24 protein-coding genes are annotated in these 26,832 nt (G+C 69.8%); 10 read left to right on the top strand and 14 right to left on the bottom strand.

The window, feature by feature from the left end; translation table 11 throughout:
• On the bottom strand, nucleotides 1-934 hold a 934-nt coding region (locus RUH65_RS08960), incomplete at its 3' end, for an ABC transporter permease (protein ID WP_313817023.1).
• 10 nt (nucleotides 935-944) lie between these two features.
• The gene (locus RUH65_RS08955; RefSeq protein WP_396179907.1) at nucleotides 945-1,970 is read right to left on the bottom strand and encodes an ABC transporter substrate-binding protein; all 1,026 of its coding nucleotides are present in this window, start codon (nucleotides 1,968-1,970) and stop codon (nucleotides 945-947) included.
• 285 nt (nucleotides 1,971-2,255) lie between these two features.
• Here RUH65_RS08955 and hrpA point away from each other — a divergent pair, with 285 nt between their 5' ends.
• A complete protein-coding gene (gene hrpA / locus RUH65_RS08950; protein WP_313817022.1) occupies nucleotides 2,256-6,326 on the top strand; it encodes an ATP-dependent RNA helicase HrpA in 4,071 nt (1,356 codons plus the stop codon).
• Nucleotides 6,327-6,376: 50 nt separating this feature from the next.
• Here hrpA and RUH65_RS08945 read toward each other — a convergent pair whose 3' ends face one another.
• The 3 genes from RUH65_RS08945 to RUH65_RS08935 all read right to left on the bottom strand — a co-directional run bounded on the left by RUH65_RS08945 (nucleotide 6,377) and on the right by RUH65_RS08935 (nucleotide 8,477).
• The gene (locus RUH65_RS08945; RefSeq protein WP_313817021.1) at nucleotides 6,377-6,805 is read right to left on the bottom strand and encodes an HIT family protein; all 429 of its coding nucleotides are present in this window, start codon (nucleotides 6,803-6,805) and stop codon (nucleotides 6,377-6,379) included.
• 86 nt (nucleotides 6,806-6,891) lie between these two features.
• The gene (locus RUH65_RS08940) at nucleotides 6,892-7,809 is read right to left on the bottom strand and encodes a sulfurtransferase (protein ID WP_313817020.1); all 918 of its coding nucleotides are present in this window, start codon (nucleotides 7,807-7,809) and stop codon (nucleotides 6,892-6,894) included.
• The gene (locus RUH65_RS08935; protein WP_313817019.1) at nucleotides 7,800-8,477 is read right to left on the bottom strand and encodes an MBL fold metallo-hydrolase; all 678 of its coding nucleotides are present in this window, start codon (nucleotides 8,475-8,477) and stop codon (nucleotides 7,800-7,802) included. The genes RUH65_RS08940 and RUH65_RS08935 overlap by 10 nt, the downstream gene beginning before the upstream one ends.
• Before the next feature lie 115 nt (nucleotides 8,478-8,592).
• Here RUH65_RS08935 and RUH65_RS08930 point away from each other — a divergent pair, with 115 nt between their 5' ends.
• A complete protein-coding gene (locus RUH65_RS08930; RefSeq protein ID WP_313817018.1) occupies nucleotides 8,593-8,997 on the top strand; it encodes a Fur family transcriptional regulator in 405 nt (134 codons plus the stop codon).
• Here the strand turns inward: RUH65_RS08930 and RUH65_RS08925 are convergent.
• From RUH65_RS08925 to RUH65_RS08900, 6 genes are all read right to left on the bottom strand, one after another.
• Entirely contained in the window at nucleotides 8,964-9,773 is an 810-nt protein-coding gene (locus RUH65_RS08925; protein ID WP_313817017.1) for a metal ABC transporter ATP-binding protein, read from the bottom strand. The genes RUH65_RS08930 and RUH65_RS08925 overlap by 34 nt on opposite strands.
• The gene (locus RUH65_RS08920; RefSeq protein WP_313817016.1) at nucleotides 9,770-10,699 is read right to left on the bottom strand and encodes a metal ABC transporter permease; all 930 of its coding nucleotides are present in this window, start codon (nucleotides 10,697-10,699) and stop codon (nucleotides 9,770-9,772) included. The genes RUH65_RS08925 and RUH65_RS08920 overlap by 4 nt, the downstream gene beginning before the upstream one ends.
• A gap of 5 nt (nucleotides 10,700-10,704) precedes the next feature.
• Nucleotides 10,705-11,763 carry a metal ABC transporter substrate-binding protein gene (locus RUH65_RS08915; RefSeq protein ID WP_313817015.1) on the bottom strand — a complete coding sequence of 353 codons (1,059 nt, stop codon included), beginning with the start codon at nucleotides 11,761-11,763 and terminating at the stop codon, nucleotides 10,705-10,707.
• Between the two features lie 132 nt (nucleotides 11,764-11,895).
• Nucleotides 11,896-12,975, bottom strand: coding sequence for a hemolysin family protein (locus RUH65_RS08910; protein WP_313817014.1), 1,080 nt, complete (start codon nucleotides 12,973-12,975; stop codon nucleotides 11,896-11,898).
• The gene (locus tag RUH65_RS08905) at nucleotides 12,972-14,354 is read right to left on the bottom strand and encodes a hemolysin family protein (protein WP_313817013.1); all 1,383 of its coding nucleotides are present in this window, start codon (nucleotides 14,352-14,354) and stop codon (nucleotides 12,972-12,974) included. The genes RUH65_RS08910 and RUH65_RS08905 overlap by 4 nt, the downstream gene beginning before the upstream one ends.
• A gap of 175 nt (nucleotides 14,355-14,529) precedes the next feature.
• Nucleotides 14,530-15,978, bottom strand: a complete 1,449-nt coding sequence (locus RUH65_RS08900) for a GuaB1 family IMP dehydrogenase-related protein (RefSeq protein WP_313817012.1) — start codon at nucleotides 15,976-15,978, stop codon at nucleotides 14,530-14,532.
• Between the two features lie 209 nt (nucleotides 15,979-16,187).
• On the opposite strand from RUH65_RS08900, the gene RUH65_RS08895 reads away from it, so the two are divergent.
• The 3 genes from RUH65_RS08895 (at nucleotide 16,188) to RUH65_RS15700 (ending at nucleotide 20,948) form a co-directional block, all read left to right on the top strand.
• Complete coding sequence (locus RUH65_RS08895) at nucleotides 16,188-20,003, top strand: multifunctional oxoglutarate decarboxylase/oxoglutarate dehydrogenase thiamine pyrophosphate-binding subunit/dihydrolipoyllysine-residue succinyltransferase subunit (RefSeq protein ID WP_313817011.1); 3,816 nt, start codon at nucleotides 16,188-16,190, stop codon at nucleotides 20,001-20,003.
• A 142-nt stretch (nucleotides 20,004-20,145) separates the two neighbouring features.
• Nucleotides 20,146-20,748, top strand: coding sequence for a GDSL-type esterase/lipase family protein (locus tag RUH65_RS08890; RefSeq protein ID WP_313817010.1), 603 nt, complete (start codon nucleotides 20,146-20,148; stop codon nucleotides 20,746-20,748).
• Between the two features lie 125 nt (nucleotides 20,749-20,873).
• Nucleotides 20,874-20,948, top strand: a complete 75-nt coding sequence (locus tag RUH65_RS15700) for a 50S ribosomal protein bL37 (RefSeq protein WP_371300742.1) — start codon at nucleotides 20,874-20,876, stop codon at nucleotides 20,946-20,948.
• Between the two features lie 88 nt (nucleotides 20,949-21,036).
• On the opposite strand, the gene rsrA is transcribed toward RUH65_RS15700, so the two are convergent.
• On the bottom strand, nucleotides 21,037-21,303 hold the full coding sequence (rsrA, locus tag RUH65_RS08885) for a mycothiol system anti-sigma-R factor (protein ID WP_313817009.1): 267 nt from the start codon (nucleotides 21,301-21,303) through the stop codon (nucleotides 21,037-21,039).
• A complete protein-coding gene (locus RUH65_RS08880) occupies nucleotides 21,300-22,013 on the bottom strand; it encodes a sigma-70 family RNA polymerase sigma factor (RefSeq protein ID WP_313817008.1) in 714 nt (237 codons plus the stop codon). The genes rsrA and RUH65_RS08880 overlap by 4 nt, the downstream gene beginning before the upstream one ends.
• A 206-nt stretch (nucleotides 22,014-22,219) precedes the next feature.
• On the opposite strand from RUH65_RS08880, the gene aroA reads away from it, so the two are divergent.
• From aroA to RUH65_RS08855, 5 genes are read left to right on the top strand one after another with little or no spacing between them, the layout of a single operon-like run.
• The gene (gene aroA / locus RUH65_RS08875; RefSeq protein ID WP_313817007.1) at nucleotides 22,220-23,590 is read left to right on the top strand and encodes a 3-phosphoshikimate 1-carboxyvinyltransferase; all 1,371 of its coding nucleotides are present in this window, start codon (nucleotides 22,220-22,222) and stop codon (nucleotides 23,588-23,590) included.
• The gene (gene rsgA / locus RUH65_RS08870; protein WP_313817006.1) at nucleotides 23,587-24,684 is read left to right on the top strand and encodes a ribosome small subunit-dependent GTPase A; all 1,098 of its coding nucleotides are present in this window, start codon (nucleotides 23,587-23,589) and stop codon (nucleotides 24,682-24,684) included. Before aroA ends, rsgA begins: the two co-directional genes overlap by 4 nt.
• 10 nt (nucleotides 24,685-24,694) lie before the next feature.
• The gene (gene hisN, locus RUH65_RS08865; protein ID WP_313817005.1) at nucleotides 24,695-25,513 is read left to right on the top strand and encodes a histidinol-phosphatase; all 819 of its coding nucleotides are present in this window, start codon (nucleotides 24,695-24,697) and stop codon (nucleotides 25,511-25,513) included.
• Nucleotides 25,513-26,001: a CrcB family protein gene (locus RUH65_RS08860; protein ID WP_313817004.1), complete on the top strand. Its 489-nt coding sequence runs from the start codon at nucleotides 25,513-25,515 to the stop codon at nucleotides 25,999-26,001. The genes hisN and RUH65_RS08860 overlap by 1 nt, the downstream gene beginning before the upstream one ends.
• 8 nt (nucleotides 26,002-26,009) lie before the next feature.
• Nucleotides 26,010-26,354: a CrcB family protein gene (locus RUH65_RS08855; protein WP_313817003.1), complete on the top strand. Its 345-nt coding sequence runs from the start codon at nucleotides 26,010-26,012 to the stop codon at nucleotides 26,352-26,354.
• Between the two features lie 29 nt (nucleotides 26,355-26,383).
• On the opposite strand, the gene RUH65_RS08850 is transcribed toward RUH65_RS08855, so the two are convergent.
• Nucleotides 26,384-26,785 (bottom strand): DUF2568 domain-containing protein, encoded by a 402-nt coding sequence (locus RUH65_RS08850; protein WP_313817002.1) that lies wholly within the window; start codon nucleotides 26,783-26,785, stop codon nucleotides 26,384-26,386.
• Nucleotides 26,786-26,832: the final 47 nt, after the last annotated feature.

The raw sequence follows: 26,832 nt of genomic DNA, 5'->3' as shown, positions 1-26,832 counted from the left end.
CACCCGCACCGGCCGGCGACGTCGGCGCCTCGGCTCCCGCGGCGGCGGCACCCTCCGGGTCCGCCCGGTTGACCAGCGCCTTGCGGCGCCGGAAGAACGGCATCTGCGGGACCACCAGGGCGATCACCACCAGCACGGCCGAGACGAGCTTCATGTCGTTGGGGTCCAGGCCCACCGTGAGGGCCAGTTGGATGGCCACCCGGTAGAGGACGGATCCGGCGATGACGGCCAGCACGGCCACCAGGATCGAGCGTGTGCCGAAGATGGCCTGCCCGAGGATCACGGACGCCAGGCCGGCGATGATGAGGCCGATGCCCATGCCGATGTCCGCGAAGCCCTGGAACTGGGCGACGACGGCACCGCTGAGTCCGACGAGGGCGTTGGACAGCGCCAGGCCCAGGATCTTCTGGTTGTCCGTGTTGACGCCGTAGGAGCGGATCATCTTCTCGTTGTCGCCCGTGGCCTGCATCGCCAGGCCGAGGTCCGTGTGCAGGAACCAGGCCAGGATGAGCGCCAGCAGGATGGCCACGGCCGCGAAGATGCCGATGGAACCCCAGCCGCCGATCAGTCCAGCCTCCTTGAGCGGGCTGATGGCCGTCTCCTCCCCCAGCAGGGGGACATTGGCCTTGGCCATGATCCGCAGGTTGATCGAGTACAGCGCGATCTGGGTGAGGATTCCGGCCAGGAGGCCGTTGATGCGCCCCTTCGTGTGCAGCAGGCCGGTGATCACGCCCGCCAGGAATCCCGCGATGAAGGCCAGCAGGAAGGTCAGGAACGGGTTCACCCCGTTGACGATCGAGATGGCGGCGACGGCCGCGCCCGTGGTGAACGAGCCGTCCACCGTGAGGTCCGGGAAGTCGAGGATACGGAAGGTCACGTAGACCCCGAGGGCCATGATCGCGTAGATCAGACCCAGTTCGATAGCGGTGTTCATGAGTGGACGTTTACTCCTGACCCACCACGTGGTCGGCCTCGTCGATCATCGACTGCGGGATCTCCACGCCCATGGCCTCGGCGGCAGCCGGGTTCACGTACAGCTCCGGTTCGGTCAGGGTCTCCACCGGCATGGCGGCCGGGTCCGCGCCCTCGGTCAGGATGCGGAGCGCCATGTCCGCCGTCTGCGCGCCGAGCTGGTCGTAGCTGAGGCCGTAGGTGGCCACGCCGCCGCGTTCCACGGAATCGCCCTCGGCGGGGATCAGCGGGATCTGGCGTTCCTGGGCCACACCGATCAGCGTCTCCAGGGCGGAGACCACGGCATTGTCGGTGGGCACGTACAGGGCGTCCACGTCGGAGAGCGAGTTCGCGGCCTGCTGCACCTCGGAGGAGTTGGAGACGGTGGCTTCGACGATCTCCAGCCCCAGTTCCTCCGCGGCCTCCTTGGCCCATTCGACCTGGACCTCGGAGTTGACCTCACCGGAGGAGTAGACGACGCCCACCGTCGTGGCCTCCGGATCCAACTCGGTCAGCAGGGTGAGCTGCTCCAGCACGGGGTTCGCGTCGGAGGTGCCCGTGACGTTGCCACCGGGGGCCTCGTTGGACTCCACGAGGCTGGCCGAGACCGGATCGGTCACGGCGGTGAAGAGCACCGGGACGTCGGTGATGGCCTGGGCGGCGGTCTGTGCCGACGGGGTGGCGATCGCCAGCACGAGATCGTGGTCGGCGGAGGCGAAGGAGCCGGCGATGGTGTTGGCGGTCGCCTGGTCGCCCTGGGCGTTCTGGACGTCCAGGGTGATATCCAGTCCGGACTCCTCGATCCGTGTCTCGAACCCGGCGCGCGCCGCGTCCAGGGAGGCATGGGAGAGGAACTGGGACACACCGATCGAGTAGGACTCGGAACCGTCGCCGCCCTCGGCGGGGGCGGAGCCGCCGTCGCCTCCGTCATTGCCACAGGCGGTCAGGGCGAGTGCGGAAACGGCGAGCACCGCTCCTGCGCGGAGTCCGGTGCGGTTCTTCTGACGACCGAGCATCATGTAGGTCCTTTCACCACCGCGTACTCCGGGTGGACGCTGATGCGCCGGTGCGAGGGATCCGGGGTACGACGGTTACCCACCCTAGTCGCGATTGACGTAACACGGATCACTTATCGGACCGTCTGTCCTGCCCGGACGGTCCGGACCGCCGTTTCGTCCACCGTCTCGGCTCGATCTGGCCCTCCCGTCCAGATCTGGCCGTGGGTTAGTACGGCTGTTCGAGGTCGGCTCGTGGCCCGCGTGACGCGCCCACCGTCCCGCACGCCCCGTAGACTGGCCGGTGCCATGTCCGATGCCACGACGCACCCCTCCGTGCACGCCTCCACCATCCGCCTGGAGTACCCACCGAACCTGCCGGTCTCCGCCGAACGGGACCGGATCATGGATGCCATCCGCGACCACCAGGTCGTCATCGTGGCCGGTGAGACCGGGTCGGGGAAGACGACCCAGCTGCCCAAGATGCTCCTCGAACTGGCTGACGAGGGCGTGCTGGAGGCCGAGCGGATGATCGGGCACACCCAGCCCCGGCGCCTGGCCGCCCGTTCCGTGGCCGAACGCATCGCCCATGAGCTCGGCACGGAGATCGGCTCCGACGTCGGTTATCAGGTTCGCTTCACGGCCCAGACGTCCGCGCGGACGCGGCTCAAGGTGATGACGGACGGCATCCTGCTCGCCGAGATCCAGCATGACCAGCTGCTGTCCCGATACTCCGCGATCGTCATCGACGAGGCCCACGAACGCAGCCTCAATATCGACTTCCTGCTCGGATACCTCAAGCGCCTGCTGCCCCGGCGCCCCGAGCTGCGCGTCATCATCACCTCCGCGACCATCGATCCGGAGTCCTTCGCCGCCCACTTCGCGCTGCCCGACGCCACGGGCCAGGACGAGCCGGCGCCGATCATCGAGGTCTCCGGCCGCACCTTTCCCGTGGAGATCCGCTACCGTCCCCTGGACGCCGTTGACGCCCTGGACGTCGACGCCGATGCGGACGCCGAGGAGGAGTCCCGCGACCCGGTGGACGCGGTCTGCGACGCCGTCGACGAGCTGGCCCGCGAGCCGGACGGGGACATCCTCGTGTTCTTCTCCGGCGAGCGCGAGATCCGAGACGCCGCGGAGGCCCTGGCCCCTCGCGTCGCCGCCAACCGCCGCCTCGGGAACGCGGAGATCCTGCCGCTCTACGGGCGCCTGTCCATGGCGGAACAGCACCGCGTGTTCTCCACCGGCCCCCGGCGGCGCATCGTCCTGGCCACCAACGTGGCGGAGACCTCGCTGACGGTTCCCGGCATCAAGTACGTGATCGACACCGGCACGGCCCGCATCTCCCGGTACTCCCACCGCACCAAGGTCCAGCGGCTGCCGATCGAGCGCATCAGCCAGGCCAGCGCCAACCAGCGGTCCGGGCGGTCGGGCCGCACCTCGGACGGCATCGCGATCCGCCTCTACTCGCAGGAGGACTTCGAGTCCCGCCCCGAGTTCACCGACCCGGAGATCCTGCGCACCAACCTCGCGGCCGTCATCCTGCAGATGTGCTCCATGGGCGTGGCCACCACCCCGGCCGACGTCGGCGACTTCCCCTTCCTGCAGCCGCCCGACTCGCGGCAGGTCACCGACGGTGCGGCCCTGCTGACCGGGCTGGGGGCCCTGAACAGCGGCCAGCCGGACGCGCGCGGCCGGTCCTACCCCAAGGGCACCATCACGCCGATCGGGCGGAAACTGGCCCGGCTGCCGGTGGACCCGCGCCTGGGCCGGATGATCGTGGAGGCCGGTGAGCGCGGCTGCGTGCGTGAGGTCATGGTCCTCGCCGCCGCCCTGACCATCCAGGACCCCCGTGAACGCCCCACCGAGCAGCGCGCCCAGGCCGATGAGCAGCACGCCCGATTCAAGGACGAGAACTCGGACTTCTCGGCACTGCTGAACCTGTGGGCCTACCTGCGCGAGCAGCAGAAGGAGCTCTCCGGGAACCAGTTCCGCCGGATGTGCCGCACCGAGTACATCAACTACCTGCGCGTCCGCGAGTGGCAGGACCTGGTCCAGCAGCTGCGCCAGCTGGCCAAGCCCCTGGGCATCTCCGTCTCCGCCGGTCCCGTGGACCCGGTGGGCCAGCACGAGCCCGTGCACCGCTCCCTGCTGACCGGCCTGCTCTCCCACATCGGGGCCTGGGACGAGCGCAAGCGCGACTACCAGGGCGCCCGCAACACGCGGTTCGCGGTGTTTCCGGGCTCGGCACTGTTCAAGAAGAGGCATGCCTTCGTCATGGCGGCCGAACTCGTGGAGACGTCCCGGCTGTGGGCCCGGATGGTCGCCAAGATCGATCCGGTCTGGGCCGTGGAGGCCGCCGGCGCCCTGGCGAAGAGGACCTACAACGAGCCCCACTGGTCCCGGAGCTCCGGTTCGGTGGTCGCGCGGGAGAAGGTCACCCTGTTCGGCGTCACCCTGATCCCGGACCGCCAGGTGCAGTTCTGGCGGATCGACCCGGCCGGCTCCCGTGAGCTGTTCATCCGCCATGCCCTGGTGGAAGGCGACTGGAAGACCCGCCACCACTTCTTCGCGCGCAACCGCGCAGCCCTGGCCGAGATCGAGGACCTGGAGACGCGGTTGCGCCGCCGCGACCTCCGCGTCTCGGACCAGGACCTCTTCGACTTCTACGACGCGCGCGTCCCGGCCACCGTCGTCTCCGAGCGCCATTTCGACTCCTGGTGGAAGAAGACGCGCCAGAAGGCCCCGGACCTGCTGGACCTCGATCAGCAGTCACTGCTGGCCGTGGGCACCGAGGAGCTGGACACGGACCAGTTCCCCACGGTGTTCCACCACCCCACGGACGGGGGCGGCATCGACCTCGAGTTGTCCTACGACTTCAACCCGGCGGCAGGAACGGGCGAGTCGGACGGCATCACCGTCCTCATCCCGATCCTGATGCTCAACCAGATGGACCCGGAGCGGTTCCGCTGGCTCGTCCCGGGACTGCGCGTCGACCTGGTCACGGCGCTGATCCGGTCCCTGCCCAAGGCCGTGCGCAAGAATTTCGTGCCGGCGCCGGACGTGGCGCGGGCCGCCGTCGAGCAATTGGACCAGGACGCGGACCCCGCCTCGGACGGCCTGCTGCCCGCCCTGGAGCTGACCCTGCGCCGGATGAAGGGTGTGGTCGTCCCGCCGGGGTCCTGGGACCTCTCAGCGATCCCGCCGCACCTGGTGCCGGACTACCGCGTGGTGGACGGCCGCGGTGCTGTCATGGGCACCGGCCAGGACCTCGCCGCGCTCCAGGACCGGCTGGCGGGGGCGAACCGCACGGCCATCGCGGAGTCGCTCTCCCGCGCCGGCGGTCCGGACCATGGCACAGTCGGCGGCTCCGCACCGTCCCCGCGGAACGTCCGGCGCGATGGGCACCCCCGTCCTCCCGGCGGCTCCGCCGACGGCCCGGCCGAGGCTGCCGCCCGGACCACTCCGTCCGCGGCGGCCTTCGCCGAGCGGCACGGCCTGACCGACTGGGTGGTGGGGGACATCCCCCGGAAGGTGGACACGGAGATCTCTGCCGGCTCGGGCACGCAGCGGATCACCGGCTATCCGGCTCTGATGGCGGAGACCGCCCGGGACGGGTCCTCCGCCGCCGGACTGTCCGTGTTCCGCACCGAGGAGGACCAGCAGGCCGCGCACCGGGCCGGCGTCGTGAACCTGTTGCTGGCCCTGGTGCCCAGCCCGCAGCGCTACGTCCTGGACCACCTGGACAACCGGGAGAAACTGACGTTCACCCAGAACCCCCACGGTTCGGTGGAGCAGCTGATCAACGACTGCACCCGCGCCGCCGTGGACCGTCTGGTCCCGGAGTCCCTGCCGTTCACCGAGGCCGAGTTCCGCCGCCTGTTCACCACCGTGCGGGCCGAACTCATCGACACCGTCTTCGCGGTGACGGCCATCGTGGAACAGGTGCTGTCCCGGGCCACCCAGGTGCGCAAGGAGCTCAAGGGGTCGGTGTCCCTGGCCATGGCCCCCGCCCTGAATGACATCAAGGCCCACGTGGAACAGCTGGTGTTCCCGGGGTTCGTCGCGGCGACCGGGTGGGCGCACCTGCAGCATCTGCCCCGGTACCTGCAGGGCATGCTGCGGCGGATCGAGAAGCTCAAGGCCGGCGGCCAGGTGCAGCGCGATGCCCGGGACATGGCCGTGGTGCAGGGTCTCGAGGACGCCTTCGATGCCGAGGTGCAGAAGCTGACCGCCGGGAAGGCCGTCCCGCCCGCGCTGGATGCGGTCCGGTGGCTCATCGAGGAACTGCGCATCAGCTACTTCGCCCAGGACCTCGGAACCGCCGTCTCCGTCTCGGAGAAGCGGGTGCGCCAGGCCTTGAAGCAGGCCGCCGGCTAGACCGCATCCCCCACCGGCGTCTGCGCCGGTTCCGTCACTCCTGGATCGGGTCAGTCCTCGGGCACGTACTCCGTGTGACCGGCCACGCGCAGTCCGGCCCGGATCCGTTCCGCGGCCTCGTCCAGGTCCTCTGGCTCGGGATGGTTGTCCACCTGGTCCAGGTCGAAGTCGTCGAGCGAATTCGAGGGCCACACGTGCACGTGCAGGTGCGGGATCTCGTAGCCGGCGACCATGAGGCCGGCCCGGTGCGCGTTGAAGGTCTGCACCTGGACCTGGCCGATGGCCTGGGCGACGGCCATCAGGTGGGAGACCAGCTCGGGTTCGGCGTCGGTCCAGAGGTCGACCTCAGCGCGGGGCACCACGAGGGTGTGGCCCTGGGTCAGGGGTCCGATCGAGAGGAAGGCCACGCACGTCTCGTCCTTCCAGACGAACCGGCCGGGCAGTTCTCCGTTGATGATCCGGGTGAAGACGGTGCTCATGGTGTGGCCTCCTGGGACGGGACTGGTGCTCACTGCTGCTTCGATCTTCCCCCGCGGGACCGGCATCGGTCCACGCGGGGACGGCGTCACGGCTGTTCCCCGGTGGCCACGGGCCGGCCCGGGGTGTTGGACCACGCCGACCAGGACCCGGGGTACAGGGCGGCCGGGACCCCGGCGACATGCAGTGCCGCGATCTGGTGGGCCGCACTCACCCCTGAACCGCAGTAGGCACCCACGACGCCGGCGTCGTCCACGCCCAGCGCCCGGAACCGTTCGGCGAGATCGCCGGCCCGCCGGAAGTGCCCGCTCTCGTCCACGTTGTCCGCGGTCGGGGCGCTGACCGCCCCGGGGATGTGGCCGGCTTGGGGGTCCAGCGGCTCGGCCTCGCCGCGGTAGCGCTCCACCGCCCGGGCATCGAGCAGCACCCCGTCCTCGGGGAGTACCGCCGCGTCATCCATGGTCAGCACCGGCATCTGCCCCCACGTGGTCCGGGCCCGCCCGGGCCGGGGAATGACGTCCCCGGCCTGCAGCGGCAGGTTCGCCGCCCGCCAGGCGGACAGCCCGCCGTCGAGGAGGTAGACCTTCTCCACCCCGGCGTGCCGCAACAGCCACCAGGCGCGGGCCGCGGAGGTGCCGTGGGCGTCGTCGTAGACCACCACGGTGTCACCGTCGTTGAGGCCGAGCATGCGGACGGTGTCCCCGAACCGGGCCGGGTCCGGCAGCGGATGGCGGCCCTCCCGCGGTCCGTAGTGGCCGGCCAGGTGGCTGCCCATGCTCACGTAGACCGCCGCGGGGATGTGGCCGCGGAGGTATTCCTCGTGGCCGTTGCCGGAGCCCAGCGGCGTCCATCGCACGTCCAGGATCTTGAGGGTCTCCTCCGTCGGCGCGGGCTCACGGCCCACGAAGCCGGCCGGCGACGCGGCAGGCCCCGTGTGGTCACGGCCCTGCCAGGAGGCCAGGACCCCCACGCTGACGAGGACGGGGGGCTGGGACGCTAAATGCACGTGCTCTCACCTTCCTCCAGGACGGCCAGTTCGGTCCCGTGGCGCTCGGCGAAAGTCGCCGCCTGCTTGCGGTACATCGGCAGCCCGCGGTGGTTGAGCAGCCCGTCGTGCACCGGGATGGCCTGGCGGGGACGGACGGCGGTGATGAAGTCCACCATCTCGGACAGCTTGCTCCAGGGGGCGCTCAGGGGCACCAACAGGGTGTCCGGGGCCGGGCCCGAAGGGACGATGTAGCTGTCCCCCGGATGGTAGACGAGGCCGTCGATCAGGTAGCCCGTATTGGCCACCACGGGGATCTGAGGATGGATCACGGCGTGCTGGCCGCCCACGGTCTGCACCGCGAACCCGGCCGTCTCGAATTCCTCCCCGGGACCCGTGGAGATGATCCGGTTCGGATCCACACCGGCGGACGGCGCCGCATCGGTCAGTCGGGCCACCGCAGCGGCGGGCGCCCGCACCGTCACGTCCGGGTGAGCCGCCAGGTGCTCCAGGACCGGGCCGTCGTCGAGGTGGTCGGCGTGCTCGTGCGTGACGAGGATGTGCTCGGCGCCGTCGAGGGCCACGGGGACATCGGTGAAATTCCCCGGATCGAGGACGAGGCGACGCCCGTCCTTCTCGAGCCGGATGCACGCATGGCCGTACTTGGTGAGGACTATCTGGGTAGGCACTGCTCCACCCTATCGGAGGAAGGCGATCCACGTCAGGCGGATGTCGCGCCGGTCCGGCGCCCAGCGGCGCACTCCGTCCGCCCCACGGGGTGAGGACGCTGGTAGCCTTGCCAGGATGAACGCCGGACCCGTGAAAAGCCGCTCCACCCGGCAGAAGACCGCCGTGAACCGGGCGTTGGACGAACTCACCGACTTTGTCAGCGCCCAAGAGCTCTTCGCCGTCCTCAAAGAGCGCGGCGAGCCGGTCTCCCTGGCCACGGTGTACCGCGTTCTGCAGCAACAGCAGCAGGACGGGTTGGTGGACGTGCTGAACCCGGACGACGGCGAATCGCTCTTCCGCCGTTGCGAGGCCCAGACCCACCACCACCACCTGGTGTGCCGCCGCTGTGGCCGGGCCGTGGAGATCGAGGCGCCCTCGGTGGAGCAGTGGGCCGCGCGAATCGCGGCCGAGCACGGTTTCGCCGAGGTAGAGCACACGGTGGAGATCTACGGGATCTGCCCCGACTGCTCCCGTTCCTGAACCTCTTCCGCCGTGCAGTCCGGGTCCACGAGGACCGGGGCGTCGTCGTCCGCGGAGCCGTGCAGGGAGCCCAGGCCGTAGACGGCCTCCAGGTTCGAGCGCGTCATGACGTCCTCGGGCCGGCCGGACGCCACGACCCGGCCGTGCACGAGGATCACATGGTCTGCGGCGCGCGCCTCGTCCAGGTCATGCGTGGTGAGGACCACGGAGTGCCCGTGGGCGGTCTCGGCGTGGATGATGCGGTCGATCGTGCGGGCCGAGGTGATGTCGAGCCCGGTCATCGGCTCGTCCAGCATGAGCACCTCGTGACCCTGGGCCAGCCCCTGGGCCACGTAGACCCGCTGCCGTTGCCCGCCGGAGAGCTCATCCAGGTGGCGGCCCGCCAGGTCCTCGACCTTCATCTGCTCCAGGGCGTCCCGCACGGCCGCTCGGTCGACCTTCGTGAACGGACGCAGCCAGCCCGCGGCCGGATAGCGGCCCATCCGGACCACATCCCGCACGGTCATCGGCGTGCCCACCGGGAAGACCACGGACTGCATGACATAGGAGATGCGCTGCCGGCTGTCCCGGACCGAGCCACCCAACACGGTCAGGCTGCCCGACGCCGGCTCCAGCACCCCCGCGATCGCCTGCAGGAGCGTTGATTTGCCGGATCCGTTGGGTCCGATGACAGCGGTCACCCCGCCTAGCGGGACCCGGAACGACGAGGAATGCAGGGCGACCTGGTGGCCGTGGGAGAGGACGAGGTCGCGTGCCTCGACCAGGACGCCGCTCATGCCCTCACCGCCGTGTCCAGCTCGCCGTTGAGCGCGCTCTCCTGCGGATGCGAGGGATGTGACGGATCGACCGGGCGCCCCCGCCGCCGCACCCGGCGGACCGCCTCTCGGATGGCCAGCACGAGGAAGAACAGCACGATCGGCACCAACGCCATGGTCGCCGAGCCCGCCGTGCCCCAGTAGTAGCTCAAGGTCAGCCCGCACCAGACCGAGAACACCGCGATGGCCACGGACCAGGTGATCATCACCGGCACCGTGCGGGAGACGAGAGCCGCGGTGGCGGGTGGCCCCACGAGCAGGCCGAACACCAGCAGCGTGCCCACGGCCTGAAAGCTGCCGATGACGGCCGTGGCGATGAGCACCAGCAGCAGCCCGTGCGTGAGTTTAGGGTGCATCCCCAGCGACTGGGCCTTGGCCGGGGAGAACGAGAGGGACATCAGGGGCCGGTACAGCAGCACCGCGAAGACGATGACCACCACGGCCATCACCGTCTGCGTGCGGATGTCCTCCCAGCTGACACCGAGGGCGTCGCCGAAGAGGATGGCCGTCAACGAGCCCGTATAGGACTCGGATTTGGAGATCAGGACCACGCCGAGGGCCATCATGCCCACGAACAGCAGGCCGATCGAGGTGTCCTCCTTGAGCGTGGTGGTGCGGTAGATCAGCTGCATCCCGCCCACCATGGCGGCTGCGGCGATGGCGGCGCCCACGTACGGGGAGAACCCGAAGAGCACGGCGGCGGCGATGCCGGGGATCACCCCGTGGACGAACGCGTCACCGAAGAAGCTCATGCCGCGCAGCACCAGCCACACGCCGACCACGGAGCACATCACCGCGGCCACGAGGCCGCCGACGAGGGCACGCTGCTGGAAGCCCAGGGCGAAGGGCTCGACCAGCCAGTCCACGGAGAACACGGAGAACAGCACGGCACTCACTGTAGGGCCTCGGCGAGGGTGCGGGCGTTCAGCACCATCGCCTCTGCATAGGTCTCGGCACCGGAACCCTCGGGGCCGACCCCACCCTCGTAGAGTTCCACGACCGGGACCTCTCCCCCGGTTTCGGCGGACAGGGCGCTGACGAGCTTGTTGCCGGCCCCGGCACCCGTGACGAGGGCATCTGCCCCCTCCTGGTTCATCTGGCTCACCAGCCCGGCCAGCTCGCCGGAGGACGGCTCGGCGTCCGTGGAGCCCCCGGGGACGACCACGCCGGCGATCTCGAACCCATAGGCCTCGGCGAAGTAGTTGTAGGCGGCATGGTCGGTCACCAGGGTGCGACGGTCCTCGGGGACCGTCTCCAGGATCTCCCGGACCTCGGCGTCCACCGCCACCAGCTCCTCGGCGGTCTGCGTACCGCAGTCCGCATACTGCCCGTCCCCGGTGACCTCGGCGAGCTCTGCCCCGATCAGCTCGGCCGCCTGACCCATGCGGGCGACGTCCATCCAGAAGTGCGGGTCATTGCCTTCATGAGAGTGGCCTTCAGGTGAGTGGCCTTCGGCAGACTGGTCCTCCGGGGAACCGCCCTCATGCCCGTCGTGCTCCGCGAAGGCCAACGGGTCCACCTCGGGGGCCACCTCGACCAGGTGAGCCCCGTCCGCAGCGGCATTGTCCAGCGCCGTCTGCATCCCCGCCTCGAGGCCGAGTCCGTTGGTGACGACCAGGCCGGCCCCGGCCATCTCGGCGATCTGGCGTGAGGAGGGCGAGAAATCATGCGGGTCATCACCGGGGCCCATCACCGTGGACGAGGCGGTTCCGGCACAGGTGGTGATGCTGTCCAGGATGCTGCCGAGCTGGGTGGTGGTGGCCACGGCCACGGGCTCCGCCCCGTTCGAGGCGCCCTCCGGCTCGGAGCCACCGCCCGCACATCCGGTCAGGACGGTGCCGGCCAGGGCGAGAGCCGCCAGGGGCAGGGCGCGCCGGCGCGCGGTGGCGGGCCCTTTCCGACCGGACAGCCCCAGGGCTGATCGGGGGGCGGGCGACGGGGTCTCGTGCATGGGGGCCTTCCGGGCGGTAAGATCTATTGAGAACGGATGTCAACTTAGCATGATGCGAACCGTTGCCAATAATCCGGGGTGCGACCACCCCGGTGACCGCCGCCCGGCCCCCTGAGGGTGCACAGCCCCCCGCTAGCGTCCCGGGGCCTGCAACTTCACGGGGTTGTTGGACTGGGTCGCATCGTGGATCTCACCCACCAGGATCTCAAGCACGTCCTCGAGGAACAGCACCCCGACGGTCTCGCCCTCGGCCGAGATGACCCGGGCCACGTGGGAACCGGTGCGCTGCATGAGGCTCAAGGCGTCCTCGATCTCGTCCGTGACAGACACGTTGGCCATGGACCGGACCTTGGTCACCGGCACGGGCTCCCGGTACCGCTCGCCTGGAACCGTCATGACGTCCTTGAGGTGCAGGTAGCCGGTGTAGGACCCATCGCCGTCCTCCAGCACGAAGCGGGAGAATCCGGTGCGGCCCACCGCCGTCTCGAAGGCCTTGGGTGCCACGTCGGCCGGCAGGGAGACCACGTCGGAGACCGGCACCATGACGGCCTCGGCCGTGTAGTCCGAGAACTCCAGGGCACCGGAGATCAGGCCGGAGCCGTCGTCCACGAGGCCGGTCCTGGTGGACTCGGCCACGATGGACTGGACCTCCTCGAGGGTGTAGGTCGAGTTCACCTCGTCCTGCGGCTCCACCTTCAGGCCCCGCAGCACGATGTTGGCGGCCCAGTTCAGGGCCACGATCACCGGGTGCAGGACCTTGTTGAGCCAGACCAGCGGGGTGGCCAGGAGCATGACCGCCTTATCGGCCATGGAGACGGCGGCATTCTTCGGGACCATCTCGCCGAAGGTGACGTGGAGGAAGGTGACCACCAGCAGGGCGATGATGAAGGCCGTGACGTCCGCGGCCGCCGTCGGCACCCCCATGCCCTCCAGGGGGATGACGAGCAGGTGGTGAATGGCCGGTTCGGACACGTTGAGGATCAGCAGCGAGCAGACCGTGATGCCGAGCTGGCACACGGCCAGCATCTGGCTGACGTGCTCCATGGCGAACAGGGCGGTCCGGGCCCGGCCCGAGCCGGCATCGGCCTTGGGCTCGATCTGGCTGCGGCGGGCACCCATGACGGCGAACTCGCCGGCCACGAAGAAGGCGTTGGCGATCAGCAGCACGACCAGCCACACGATGCCCATGACGTCGTTGTTGAGCTCGTTCATCGGTGGGCCGCCTTCCGCTGACCGGCCGATCCGGTTGCACCGGCTGAACCGATCGCAGAGGCCACCTCGGCCGCCGCGAGGTTCGGGGCGGCCGGCACGAACTTGACCCGGTCCACCCGTCGCCCGTCCATGCGCTCCACCACCAGGGTGCCGCCATCGGCCGCCACCGTATCCCCGGCCTCGGCCACCCGGCCGAGCACGGCCATGATGTAGCCGCCGACCGTGTCATAGGAACCGTCCTCGGGCACCTTCAGCGCCGGGATCTGCGCACCGACCTCGTCGGGGCGCATCAGTGCCGGGAAGTACCACTTGCCGGAGGCGGTCTGGAGCACGCCCGGGGTGACCCGGTCGTGCTCGTCGGAGACCTCGCCGACGATCTCCTCCACGAGGTCCTCGAGGGTGACCATGCCGGCGGTGCCGCCGTACTCGTCCACGACCATGGCGACCTGGAGGCTGGAGGAGCGCAGCTCCGTCAACAGCTGGTCCAGGTGCACGGTCTCCGGCACCCGGCCGACGTCGGTCATGATGGTGGCGGCCACGAGCTCCTGTCGCTTGGCACGGGGCACCGCCACGGCCTTCTTGACGTGGAGCACCCCGCGGACGTCGTCCGGGGAGTCACCGATGACCGGGAACCGGGAGTAGCCCGTGCGGCGGGCGGTCTCGATGACGGCGTCCAGGGGCTCGTCGACCTCGATCGACTCCATCCTGATGCGCGGGGTCATCACGTCGGCCGCGGTGCGAGCGGAGAACCGCAGGGTGCGGTCCACGAACACGGCGGTCTTCTCGTCCAGGGTGCCCATCTCGGCGGACCGGCGGATCAGGGAGGAGAGCTCCTCCGGGGTCCGCGAACCGGAGATCTCCTCCTTGGCCTCCATGCCGAACAGGTGCAGCACCCGGTTGGAGAAGCCGTTCAGGATGAAGATCACGGGCCGGAAGACCAACGAGAACGCCAGCATGGGCCGTGCCAGGGCGCGGCCGACCTGCATGGACCGGGCGATCGAGAGGTTCTTCGGGATCAGCTCGCCGATGAGCATCGAGGCCAGGGTGGCGGCCACCATGGCCACCACGATCGAGACGGTCGAGGCCGTCGCCTCGTTCAGCCCGAGGGCTGCCATCGGCCCCGCCAGGAGGGCCCCGAGGGACGGCTCCATCAGGTAGCCCGTCAGCAGGGTCGTCAGCGTGATGCCGAGCTGGCACGCGGAGAGCTGGGTCGAGAGGGACTTCAGGCACTTCAGCAGCGGCTCGGCGCCGCGGTCGCCGTCATCCACCAACCGCTGGACCGTGGGGACGTCCAGGGCGATCATCGAGAACTCCACGGCCACGAAGAAGCCGGTGCCGAAGACCAGCAGCAGGCCCAGCGCAAGGAGGAGCCATTCCACGTCAGCACCCACCCCCCGCGGGACCGTCAGCGGCCGGCTCGTTCAGGGGGCACGTACTAGAGGGCTCCGTTCCGGCCACGGCGGAATCCTGAAGGGATCCCCGGCGGCGGGCGGTGGCACCAGATCGGTGTCTGTCCATAGTGCTCCCAGTATACGGAACACTTCCCGTGGGGTCTCACCACGACTGCCGGACCGGCCGCCCCTCCTCGTAGCCGGCCGCGGACTGCACCCCGACGACGGCCCGCTCGCGGAACTCGGCCAGGTCCCCCGCGCCGGCGTAGCTCATGGAGGAGCGCACCCCGGCCGTGATCATGTCCAGCAGGTCCTCCACGGAGGGCCGCTCCGGGTCCAGGTACATCCGCGAGGTGGAGATGCCCTCCTCGAACATGGCCTTGCGGGCCCGCGAATAGGCGTCCTCCGCCTTGGTGCGGTTCTGCACGGCGCGCGCCGAGGCCATGCCGAAGCTCTCCTTGTACTGGCGCCCGTCGGCGTCGGCCACCAGATCCCCCGGGGACTCGACCGTCCCCGCGAACCACGAGCCGATCATCACCTGGCTGGCACCGGCGGCCAGGGCCAGGGCGACGTCCCGCGGGTAGCGGACGCCGCCGTCGGCCCAGACGTGCTTGCCCAGGTCCCGGGCGGCCGTGGCGCAGTCCAGCACCGCGGAGAACTGGGGCCGGCCCACGGCGGTCATCATCCGGGTGGTGCACATGGCCCCGGGCCCCACACCGACCTTGACGATGTCCGCGCCCGCGGCCACGAGCTCACGCACGCCCCCGGCCGAGACCACGTTGCCGGCCACCACGGGCACCGGCAGATCCAGGGACTTCACGGCAGCCAGGGCGTCCAGCATCTTCTGCTGGTGGCCGTGCGCGGTGTCCAGCACGAGCACGTCCACGCCGTACTCCACCAGGGCCGCGGCCCGTCCGGCCACATCCCCGTTGATCCCGACGGCGGCGCCGAGGCCCAGCGCACCGTTCCGGTCCAGGGCCGGGACGAACATCCCCGAGCGCAGGGCACCCGAGGGCGTCATCACGCCCACCAGCGACGTGCCGTCCAGGACCGGGGCGTACGCCACCCCGGCCGTGTCCAGCTGGCCGAAGGCCTCCTGCAGGGAGGGAAAGGTCCCGGCCTCGAAGGTCAGCGCCGGTGAACGGAGCACCGAGGCCACCGAGGAGAAGCGGTCCACGCCCTCGCAGTCCTCACGGCGGACGATGCCGGCGAAGACCTCTTCCTCGCCCGGCCCGTCCTCGACCACGCAGACCGCGGGGTGGTTGCGTTTGCCGAGCAGGTGCAGCACATCCAGCACGGTGTCGGTGGGACGGACCCGCAACGGCGTCTCGAAGACCGGGTGACGGTGCTTCACCCAGCCCGCCACCTGCTCGATGACGTCCAGGGGCACATCCTGCGGCAGGACGCCCAGTCCGCCGCGCCGGGCCATCGTCTCGACCATGCGGCGTCCGGTCACGGCGGTCATGTTGGCGGACACCAGCGGGATGGTCGCCCCGGTGGCGTCGTCCGCCGAAATGTCCACGTCCATCCGGCTCGTGACCTCGGATTTCGAGGGAACCAGGAACACATCCGCATAGGTGAGATCGGTGGTCGGCATCGTGAGGAATTCCATGGTCCCATGATCCCACGAACCGATTCGCGGGTGGTTCGCGGGTGGTTCGCCGATGGTTCGCAGGAAATCCCGGCGTGCGTTGGAACCTGACGCCGAACTATCACTATGCTTGGGGAGGCGCGCCAACAGAGCGGACCGGAGCAGGGCGCGCAGCAGGGATGCACCCGCCGGTGAACCAGACAGAAACTTACGGAAGAGGCGTTACCACCGTGCCAGAACTCACGTCCGACCGGCTTTCCGCGGAATTTCCCGGAAACGAATGGCTCGTCGCGGAAATCTACGACAAGTACAAGGCGGACAAGTCCTCCGTAGATGCCAAGTGGGTCCAGATCTTCGAACGGCTGGAGGCGGACACCCCGGCGGCCGCATCCGCACCGGCCTCCTCGGCCGGCAAGGCCTCGCAGTCCGTGAAGGACACCGCCGTCGACGTCGGCAAGCGCGCCGATGCGAACGGCTCGGGCCAGTCCGCCGGCTCCGGTGAGAAGAACGAGAAGACCGCCAAGACAGCAACAGCTCAGCCCCAGAAGGCCGAGGACTCGAAGAAGTCCGCCGCCCCGTCCGCCGCCTCCGCCTCCCCCGCCGTGAAGAAGTCCGGCGCCCCGGCCACCGCACCGGTCCCGTCCGAGCCGGAGAAGACCAAGAAGAAGGGCTCCGAGGAGACCACCGAGGACAAGGTCTCCCCCCTGCGCGGCATGTCCCGGGCCGTGGCGAAGAACATGGACGCCTCGCTGTCCATGCCGACCGCGACCACGGTGCGCGATGTACCCGCCAAGCTGCTCATCGACAACCGGGTGGTCATCAACAACCACCTCAAGCGCAGCCGCGGCGGCAAGGTCTCCTTCACGCACCTGGTCGGCTACGCCCTGATCCGAGCGTTGGCCCAGTACCCGGCCATGAACGTCCTGTACCGCGAGGTGGACGGCAAGCCCTCCATCGTGGAGCCGGCCCACATCAACTTCGGCCTGGCCATCGACCTGCCGCAGAAGGACGGCTCGCGCACCCTCGTGGTCCCGAACGTCAAGGGCGCTGAGTCCATGAACTTCATCGACTTCTGGCGCGCCTACGAGGACCTGGTCAAGCGTGCCCGGGACAACAAGCTCGGCCTGGACGACTACGCCGGCACCACCGTCTCTCTGACCAACCCCGGCGGCATCGGCACCGTGCACTCCGTGCCGCGCCTCTCCGAGGGCCAGGCCGCCATCATCGGCGTCGGTGCCCTGAACTACCCGGCCGAGTTCCAGGGAGCCTCCGAGAAGACCCTGAACCGCCTGGCCGTCTCCAAGACGATCACGCTGACCTCGACCTACGACCACCGCGTGATCCAGGGCGCCGCCTCGGGTGAGTTCCTGAAGATCATCCACGGTCTGCTGCTCGGCGAGCAGGGCTTCTACGAGGAGATCTTCGAGTCGCTGCGGATCCCCTACGAGCCGGTGCAGTGGAAGCCGGACGTGCAGGTCAACCCGGAAGACCAGATCAACAAGGTCGCCCGGATCCAGCAGATGATCCACTCCTACCGCGTGCGCGGCCACCTGATCGCGGACGTGGACCCGCTCGAGTACACGATGCGCAAGCACCCGGACCTGGACATCCTGGAGCACGGGCTGACCCTCTGGGACCTGGACCGCGAGTGGCCCACCGGCGGCTTCGGCGGCCAGCCCATGCTGCCGCTGCGCAGCATCCTCGGCGTGCTGCGGGATGCGTACTGCCGCAACACCGGCGTGGAGTACATGCACATCCAGGACCCGACGGAGCGCAAGTGGTTCCAGGACGAGCTGGAGCACCCCTACGCCAAGCCCACGCGTGAGGAGCAGCTGCGCATCCTCGGCCGCCTCAACGCCGCCGAGGCCTTCGAGACGTTCCTGCAGACCAAGTTCGTCGGCCAGAAGCGCTTCTCCCTCGAGGGCGGTGAATCGCTGATCGCCCTGCTGGACGGGGTGATGTCCGGCGCCGCCGATGAAGGCCTCGAGGAGGTCGCGATCGGCATGGCCCACCGCGGCCGCCTGAACGTGCTGACCAACATCGCGGGCAAGACGTACGCCCAGGTCTTCCGCGAGTTCGAGGGCACCGCCATCCCCGGTTCCGTGGAGGGCTCCGGTGACGTGAAGTACCACCTCGGCACCGAGGGCACCTTCACCTCGGACCGCGGCAACCGCACCAAGGTCTATCTGGCCGCCAACCCCTCCCACCTCGAGGCCGTGAACCCGGTCCTGGAAGGTGTGGTCCGCGCCAAGCAGGACCGCCTGGACCGCGGGGGTGACTCCGTGAACTCCTACTCCGTGCTGCCGATCCTGGTGCACGGGGATGCTGCGTTCGCGGGCCAGGGCGTGGTGGCGGAGACGCTGAACCTCTCCCAGCTGCGCGGCTACCGCACCGGCGGCACCATCCACGTGGTGGTCAACAACCAGGTCGGCTTCACCACCCCGCCGTCCTCCGCCCGGTCCTCGGTCTACGCCACGGACGTGGCCAAGACCATCCAGGCGCCGATCTTCCACGTCAACGGCGACGACCCGGAGTCCGTGGTCCGCGTGGCCCAGCTGGCCTACCAGTACCGGCAGCGGTTCAACAAGGATGTCGTCATCGACATGATCTGCTACCGCCGCCGCGGCCACAACGAGGGTGACGATCCCTCGATGACCCAGCCGCGCATGTACAACCTCATCGAGCAGAAGCGCTCGGTGCGCAAGCTGTACGTGGAGAACCTGGTCGGCCGCGGTGACATCACCCAGGACGAGGCGGACTCGGCCCTGAAGGACTACCAGCAGCGCCTGGAGCGCGTGTTCGCGGAGACCCATGAGGCACAGACCTCGCCCATCCCGGTCATCGGCACCGGCCTGGAGAAGACCACGGACGATGAGGACCGAACTCCCGAGGCGCCGGACGGCACCAAGATCACCGAGGAGACCCTGCAGCGGATCGGCCAGGCCCACCTGGAGATCCCGGAGGACTTCACCATCCACCCCAAGCTCAAGTCGCTGCTCGAAAAGCGCGCCAAGATGGCCGTCAACGGGGACATCGACTGGGGCTTCGCCGAGCTCGCGGCCTTCGGCTCGCTGCTCATGGAGGGCGTGCCGGTGCGACTGGCCGGACAGGACTCGCGGCGCGGCACCTTCGTGCAGCGTCACGCGGTCTTCCACGACCGCGTGACGGACGACGAGTGGACGCCGATCAGGAACCTGTCCAGCGACCAGGCCAAGTTCTGGGCGTACGACTCCCTCCTGAGCGAGTACGCCGCGATGGGCTTCGACTACGGGTACTCCGTGGAGCGCTCCGACGCCCTCGTGCTGTGGGAGGCCCAGTTCGGCGACTTCGTCAACGGCGCCCAGACCGTGATCGACGAGTTCCTCTCCTCCTCGGAGCAGAAGTGGGGCCAGAACTCCTCCCTCGTGCTGCTGTTGCCGCACGGCTACGAGGGCCAGGGACCGGATCACTCGTCCGCACGGATCGAGCGCTTCCTGCAGATGTGCGCCCAAGAAAACATGCGGGTGGCCAATCCGTCCAACGGTGCGAACCACTTCCACCTGCTGCGCGAGCAGGCCTACGTGCGTCCACGCCGTCCGTTGATCGTGTTCACTCCCAAGCAGCTGCTGCGCCTGAAGGCCGCCACCTCGACGGTGGAGGACTTCACCCAGGGCCGGTTCCAGGCGGTCATCCCGGACCACGAGGTCGGCAACTCGGTGGAGAAGGTGCTGCTGGTCTCCGGCCGCCTGTACTACGACCTGCTGGCCCGTCGCCAGAAGGATGGGGACACCAAGACGGCGATCATCCGCGTGGAACAGCTCTACCCGCTGCCCTCCGAGGAGATCCAGGCCGAGCTGGCCAAGTATCCGAACGCCACGGTGAACTGGGTCCAGGACGAGCCCGCCAACCAGGGTCCGTGGCCGTTCATGGCCCTGAACCTGCTGCCGGAACTGGATCGGAAGGTGATCCTGGTGTCCCGCCCGGCCTCGGCCTCCACGTCGGCCGGCTCCAAGGTCCGCCACGATCACGAGGCCTCCATCCTGATGGACCAGGCCTTCGGCCGCTGAACGTAGCCGCCCGTCCCTGACGGGGTATTCGGCCCGGCCCCCGGGCCGAGTGTTCCCCAGCGCTTCCCTGCAGGCCCCGATTCCGTGCACGGCTCCCAGTGGGCCTTGGTACAGTGACGGGCACCCCATCGAAAGGTAAACAGTGGAGATTCGTCGGATCCGCATCGCCTCCGTCGGCAATGAATTGCTGGCCGGCGTGGGCGACCCCCGCGCCCTGGGCTGGCTCGGCCGCGTCCTGGCCAAGACCTCGGCACCCGGGGTGCAGCTGGAGAGCTATGTCCTCGCCCGCCCGGATGAGGGAACCGAGGCCCTGTCCCAGCGGTGGCAGTCGGAGACGGCACTGCGCTACGGCGAGGGGACCGAGAACCGCTTGGTCATCGGGTTGTCCGACCTCGACCTGGACCGCGAGTCCTCCACGGCCCGTGCGCGTCTGAATCTGGCCAACATCCTGGACCGCGCCGCGCAGCTGGACATCGCCACCCTCGTGGTAGGTCCTGTCCCGTCCCTGGACGGTGAGCGCAATGCGCGGCTGCAGGAACTGAACACGGCCTACCTGGACGTGGCGGACCGGCGCCACCACTACTACGTGGACACCTTCACGCCGCTGGTCAACCACGAGCAGTGGCGCCATGACCTGGCGGCTGGTCAGGGCCTGCCCGGTCAGGCCGGCTACGGCCTCATCGCCTGGCTGGTGCTGCACCGCGGCTGGTACCAGTGGCTGAATCTGCCGGAGCCCACCGCCTGACCGAGAGGCCGCGGCTGACTCCTCGGCCGGGCCGTCGCCCAAGTTGGGCCGGGCAACCGGCGTGTGCGAAACTGGATGGTGCTGTCATGTATCGATGACGGCATCCATCACCGGAAGGAACCGCGATGAGCAAGCGTGGACGCAAGCGCAAGGACCGCCGCAAGGGTAGCGCCAACCACGGCAAGCGGCCCAACTCCTGAGGCCCTGCAACGCACTAGACCCCGCCGATCGGGACGGTTGATCCGTCCGCTCCGGCGGGGTCTGTTGCTTAAAGACTCGGGCGTTGGGTCAGTGCCCGGCTTCCACCTTGATCTCGCTGATGCGAGCCATGATGCTGACCTTCAAGGTCGAGGGGGCCTTCTCGGAGCAGCTGCGCTTGACCACTGAGCGGATGATGCACTCCAGGTCGTACTCGTGGGAGCAGTCCGTGCATTCACCCAGGTGGTTCTTGACCTCTTCGAGATCCTGGTGGGTCAGCGCACCGTCGAGGTACTCGTAGAGCCGCTGGATGCGGGCGTCCTCACAGTTGCCGATCTTCTGGCAGTCCTCGCTCATCTGCCCGCCTCCTTGTCCGGTTGGTTGCTGGTGGTGCTCTTCTGGTTCTTCGAGCCCTGGGGGCTTTTCTTGCCGGCCTGGTCGACCTTGATGCCGCGGTCCCGGGCGTAGTCCGTCAACAGGCCGCGCAACAGCTTGCGGCCGCGGTGCAGCCGGCTCATGACGGTGCCGATGGGGATGTCGAGGATCCCGGCGATCTCCTTGTAGGCGAAGCCCTCCACGTCCGCGAAGTACACGGCCAGGCGGAACTCCTCCGGGATGGCCTGCAGGGCATCCTTGACGTCCGAATCGGGCAGGTGGTCCAACGCCTCGGTCTCCGCGGACCGCAGGCCGGTGGACGTGTGCTCTGCGGCCTGGGCCATCTGCCAGTCCTCGACCGTGTCCGTGGCCGCCTGCTGGGGCTGGCGCTGACGCTTGCGGTACAGGTTGATGTAGGTGTTCGTCAGGATCCGGTACAGCCAGGCCTTGAGGTTGGTCCCCGGCTTGTACTGGTGAAAGGACGAGTACGCCTTGGTGAAGGCCTCCTGAACCAGATCCTCGGCGTCCTGCGGGTTGCGGGTCATGCGCATGGCCGCGGAATACAACTGGTCCACGTACTCCAGGGCATCCCGCTCGAAGCGCATGCGCCGGGCGCCGTCCGACTCCGAGGCGAGGTCCACGTCCGGGTTGTCGTGCGCCGCGGGGACCGAGGCGGTGTCTTTGGTATCCATTGCCTGCCAGTCTACGGCCCGGTCCGCCAGGAGCGGCCGTTCGGCAAGCGACACTGCGGCTGGGGCCATGGAGACCATCCCTTCCGGACGACTGGACTGTGCTCGCTGCGTGGAGAGCAGCTGCAGAGCTGCTGGCGGGCAGCTGGATCTGGCGAGTACAGCAACCCAACCAGCAGGGATATTCCGCGGCCGGTAATCTTGGCTGGGTGAGCACCTTTCCCGCGCCCCTCGATCCCTGGCCCGCGCCCCGAGCCTCCGGCCCCGTCTCCGGCACCGTGCGCGTGCCCGGTTCCAAGTCGCTCACCAACCGCTATCTGGTGCTGGCCGCCCTGGCCGACGGTCCCAGCCGCCTGCGCGGTGTGCTGGACAGCCGTGACTCCCGGCTGATGGTCCAGGCCCTCGTCGCCCTCGGCGCCACCATCACGGAGGTCGCGCCCGGCACGGTGGAGGTCACGCCTCTGCCCACGCCCGTTCCCCACGCCGGGCCCGACGCCGGCCCGGCCGGCGCGCTCGGCGACGTCACCATCGACTGCGGCCTGGCCGGCACCGTCATGCGGTTCGTCCCACCGGTGGCCGCGCTCGTGTCCGGCTCCATCCGGTTCACCGGTGATGAGGCCGCCCTGTCCCGGCCCATGGGTGCGGTCCTGGACGGTCTGGCCGGACTCGGTGTCCGGATGGACGGTTCCGGGCTCGACGCCGGCACCCTGCCCTTCACCGTCCACGGCACCGGCGCAGTGGACGGCGGCCGGGTCGAGGTGGATGCCTCCGGTTCGAGCCAATTCGTCTCCGCGCTGCTGCTGGCGGCCCCCCGCTTCCGCCATGGTCTGCACCTGGTGCACACGGGGTCCACGGTGCCGAGCCCCGAGCACGTCGGCATGACCGTGGCGGTACTGCGGCGCTGCGGTGTCCAGGTGGACGATTCCGTGCCCGGCGAGTGGAAGGTCCCCCCCGGACCGATCGGGGCCTTGGACACGGCGGTGGAACCGGACCTGTCCAACGCCGGGCCCTTCCTGGCCGCGGCCGTCGCCACGGCCGGCACGGTGTCCGTCCCTGACTGGCCCGCCCAGACCACCCAGATCGGAGACCGCTGGCGCAGCATCCTCCCCGCGTTCGGCGCCCGCGTGGACTTCTCCCCCACCGTGCCGGACGGTGCCACCGGCACCCTCACCGTGACCGGCGGGCCCCGCATCACCGCCCCGGGCGAGATCGCCGACACCGGTGAGCTGGCCCCTACCGTGGCGGCCCTCTGCCTGCTGGCGGAGGGTCACGGGCGGTTGACTCGCATCGGCCAGTTGCGCGGCCATGAGACCGACCGCCTGACGGCCCTGGCGACTGAGGCCGGGCGCCTCGGTGGTGCGGTGGAGGAGGGCCGGGACCACCTGGTGTTCACCGGCCTTCCGTCCGGCTCAGCACCACTGCACGGGGCCACGCTGGAGACCTATGAGGACCACCGGATGGCGACCTTCGCCGCCGTCGTGGGCCTGGCGGTGCCGGACGTGAACGTCCGCAACATCGCCACCACGGCGAAAACGATGCCGGACTTCCCGGAGATGTGGACCGGGCTGGTGGGGGGATGAGCCGCCCCGGCCGCGACTTCGACCCGCGCCGGTGGGACGAGTCCGATGTCCGTGCCCGCCCGTCCAAGAAGGGCTCCCGCCCCCGTACCAAAGACCGCCCCACGCACGGGGAGGCGTTGGTGGGGCGGGTCGTCACGGTGGACCGCGGGCGGTACACCGTGCAGGTCAGCGACGAGGACGGCACCCGGGACATCACCGCCATGCGTGCCAAGGAACTGCGCCGCAATCCCGTGGTCACGGGTGACCTCGTGGGCGTCGTCGGGGACCTCTCCGGCCGCGAGGGGAGCCTCGCCCGGATCGTGCGGATCGAGGACCGGTCCACGGTCCTGCGCCGCTCCGCCGACGACTCCGACGCCTATGAGCGCGTGGTGGTGGCCAACGTGGACATCCTCGTGATCATGGTGGCCGCGGCCAATCCGGAACCTCGCACCGGGTTCATCGACCGGGCCCTGGTGGCCGCCTATGATGCCGGCATCGATCCGATCCTGTGCATCACCAAGACCGACCTGCGGGATCCCGCCGACCTGCTCTCCCACTACCGCCACCTGGACCTCGAGGTCCTCACCTCGGGCGCCGCGGAGACGGCGCAGACGCCCCCGCCGGGCGGCGACGCTGACCTGGACGCCGGCCTGCTCGCCGCCCTCCGGACCCGGCTGGAAGGCCACATCTCCGTGCTCGTGGGGCCCTCCGGCGTCGGGAAGTCCACCCTGCTCAACGCCCTCACCGGGACCCGGCGTGCCACCGGCCACGTCAACGCCGTCACCGGCCGCGGCCGCCACACCTCGTCCTCGGCGCTGGCGATCCCGCTGCCGTACTCAGGTGGCTCGGGTGGCTCCTGGCTGGTGGACACCCCCGGCATCCGGTCCTTCGGTCTGGGGCTGGTGGACCGGGACCGTGTGGTGGAGGCCTTCGAGGACCTGGCACCGGCGCTGGCCGACTGCCCGCGCGGCTGCCTGCACGCCGCCGGTGAGCCCGGGTGCGCCCTGGACGCCTGGGTGGCCGCGGGGCACGCGGGGGTGTCCGGTCCCGAACGGCTGGCGTCCCTGCGGCGCCTCCTCGACGGGCGTTCCGATGCGGCCGCCGGGGAACGGTAGCGTGGCCTCCATGACCGATGCGCCCAAGAACTACACCGATGATCTTCGACTGGCCCACATCATGGCCGACTCGGTGGACTCCCAGACCATGTCCCGCTTCAAGGCGCAGGACCTCACGGTCCACACGAAGCCGGACCTGACCCCGGTGACCGATGCGGACCGCGGCGCCGAAGAGCTCATCCGGGGCAACCTGGCCCGGGCCCGTCCCCGTGACGCCGTCCTGGGCGAGGAGTTCGGCGAGCACGGCCACGGGCCGCGGCGCTGGATCGTGGACCCCATCGACGGCACCAAGAACTTCGTGCGCGGCGTCCCCGTCTGGGCCACGCTGATCGCCCTGATCGACGACGGCGTGCCCGTGGTCGGCGTGGTCTCCGCCCCGGCCCTCAACCGCCGCTGGTGGGCTGCCAAGGGCACCGGCGCCTACACCGGCAAGTCGATCGCCTCGGCCACCCGCATCCACGTCTCCAACGTCTCCAAGATCGAGGACGCCTCCCTCTCCTACTCCTCCCTGGAGGGCTGGCGGGAGCGGGGCAACATCCGCGAGTTCCTCGAGCTGACGTCCACGGTGTGGCGGACCCGCGCCTACGGTGACTTCTGGTCCTACATGATGGTGGCCGAGGGCGCCGTGGACATCGCCTGCGAACCCGAGCTCGAGCTCTATGACATGGCGGCGCTGGTGCCGATCGTCACGGAGGCGGGCGGGCGCTTCACCTCGCTCGAGGGCGAGGACGGCCCTTTCGGCGGCAATGCCCTGGCCACCAACGGGCTGCTGCATCCGGACGCCCTCGAGTCCCTGAACCCCGAACTGGTCGGCCAGCAGCAGGCCTGATGGGACGCGCACGGCATCCCGGATGGGCCGTCGTCGGCGCCGTGGCGGCCGGCGGGGCTCTCGGGACGCTGCTGCGCTGGCTGCTGGTGTTGCCGGCCCCGGAGACCGGATCTCCCGTGGCCGGATGGATCAGCCTGGGGCTGGTGAACCTGTCCGGGTCCTTCCTGCTGGGGCTGTTGGCCGGCATCAGTTCGCGGCGGGCCCTGCCGCGGTGGCTCGTGGCCGGCCTGGGCGTCGGTGTGCTGGGGTCCTACACCTCATTGTCCGCCGTGGTCCTGGCCGCCTCCATGGCCCCGGCCTTCGGCGTCATGGGATTCATCCAGACCGGCTCTCCCGGCGGGATCCTGCTGGTGGCGGGCCTGGTCGGCACCTTCCTGGCCCTCGCGGCCGGAGCGACACTCGGGACCGCCTGTGCCGCCGCCGGACTGCGCCTGGGAGGGTGGTCCTCCCCCGGGCCGAGGAACGCCTCCGGAGGGCGCCGGCGATGACAGCGGGGATGACACTGACGATGATGCTCGCCCTGGCCCTGGCGGGGGCCGTGGGCGCGGTCCTGAGACTGCTCGCGGACCACTACCTCGCACCGCGCGGCATCCTCGTCGCCAACGTGATCGGCTCCTTCGTGGCCGGGCTGGCCACCACGGGGCTCGCCGGTCCCGCCCAGGCGATCTGGGTGGTCGGGCTAGCGGGAGCCCTCACCACCTTCTCCACCGTCTCCGTGTCCACGGCGCGCGACGCCCTGTCCGGAAGGTTCGACGCCGCCGTCGGATCCTGGTCCGCGCATCTGGCCCTGGCCCTGCTGGCCGTGGCGCTGGGGCTCGCCGCCGGCAACGCCTTCCGGTAACGGGGAGACGACGAACGCGCCTCCCAGGCCTACCGGCCGGCGGCGCGGCGACCGGACGGGGCGGCGGACTCGCGGATCCGCTCCGGTGCACGGCCCACCCGATCCCGGTAGACGACGGTCAGGGCCACGGACGCGAGGATCAGGGCGAGGTAGACGGCGGCGATCAGCGGCTGGCCGACGGCGAAGAGCACCACGGCACCCAGGAGGAACAACACGTGGGCGGCTACGGCGTGCCAGGGCCACGGTGGCCGGGCGGGAGCCTTGGGCGAGAGCAGCAGACCCCATCCGGCCGCCACCACCACCACGGCCACGACGGCCGCCCAGGGGCTGGAGAACACCGTCAGCGCCCAGAATCCCGCCGCACCCAGGAGTCCGAGTTCGAGCAGGAAGAGCAGCACGGCATGGAGGGCGGGACCGGGGGTGTCTGGCATGATTGCCCAGTCTAGGGGAAAGCCGGAGATGACAAAGGCCCTGGGGC

Origin of the sequence: Citricoccus sp. (assembly GCF_032154715.1) — a bacterium.
In the GTDB taxonomy this organism is placed as follows: domain Bacteria; phylum Actinomycetota; class Actinomycetes; order Actinomycetales; family Micrococcaceae; genus Citricoccus.
This window is presented reverse-complemented; position numbering and strand designations above follow the sequence as displayed.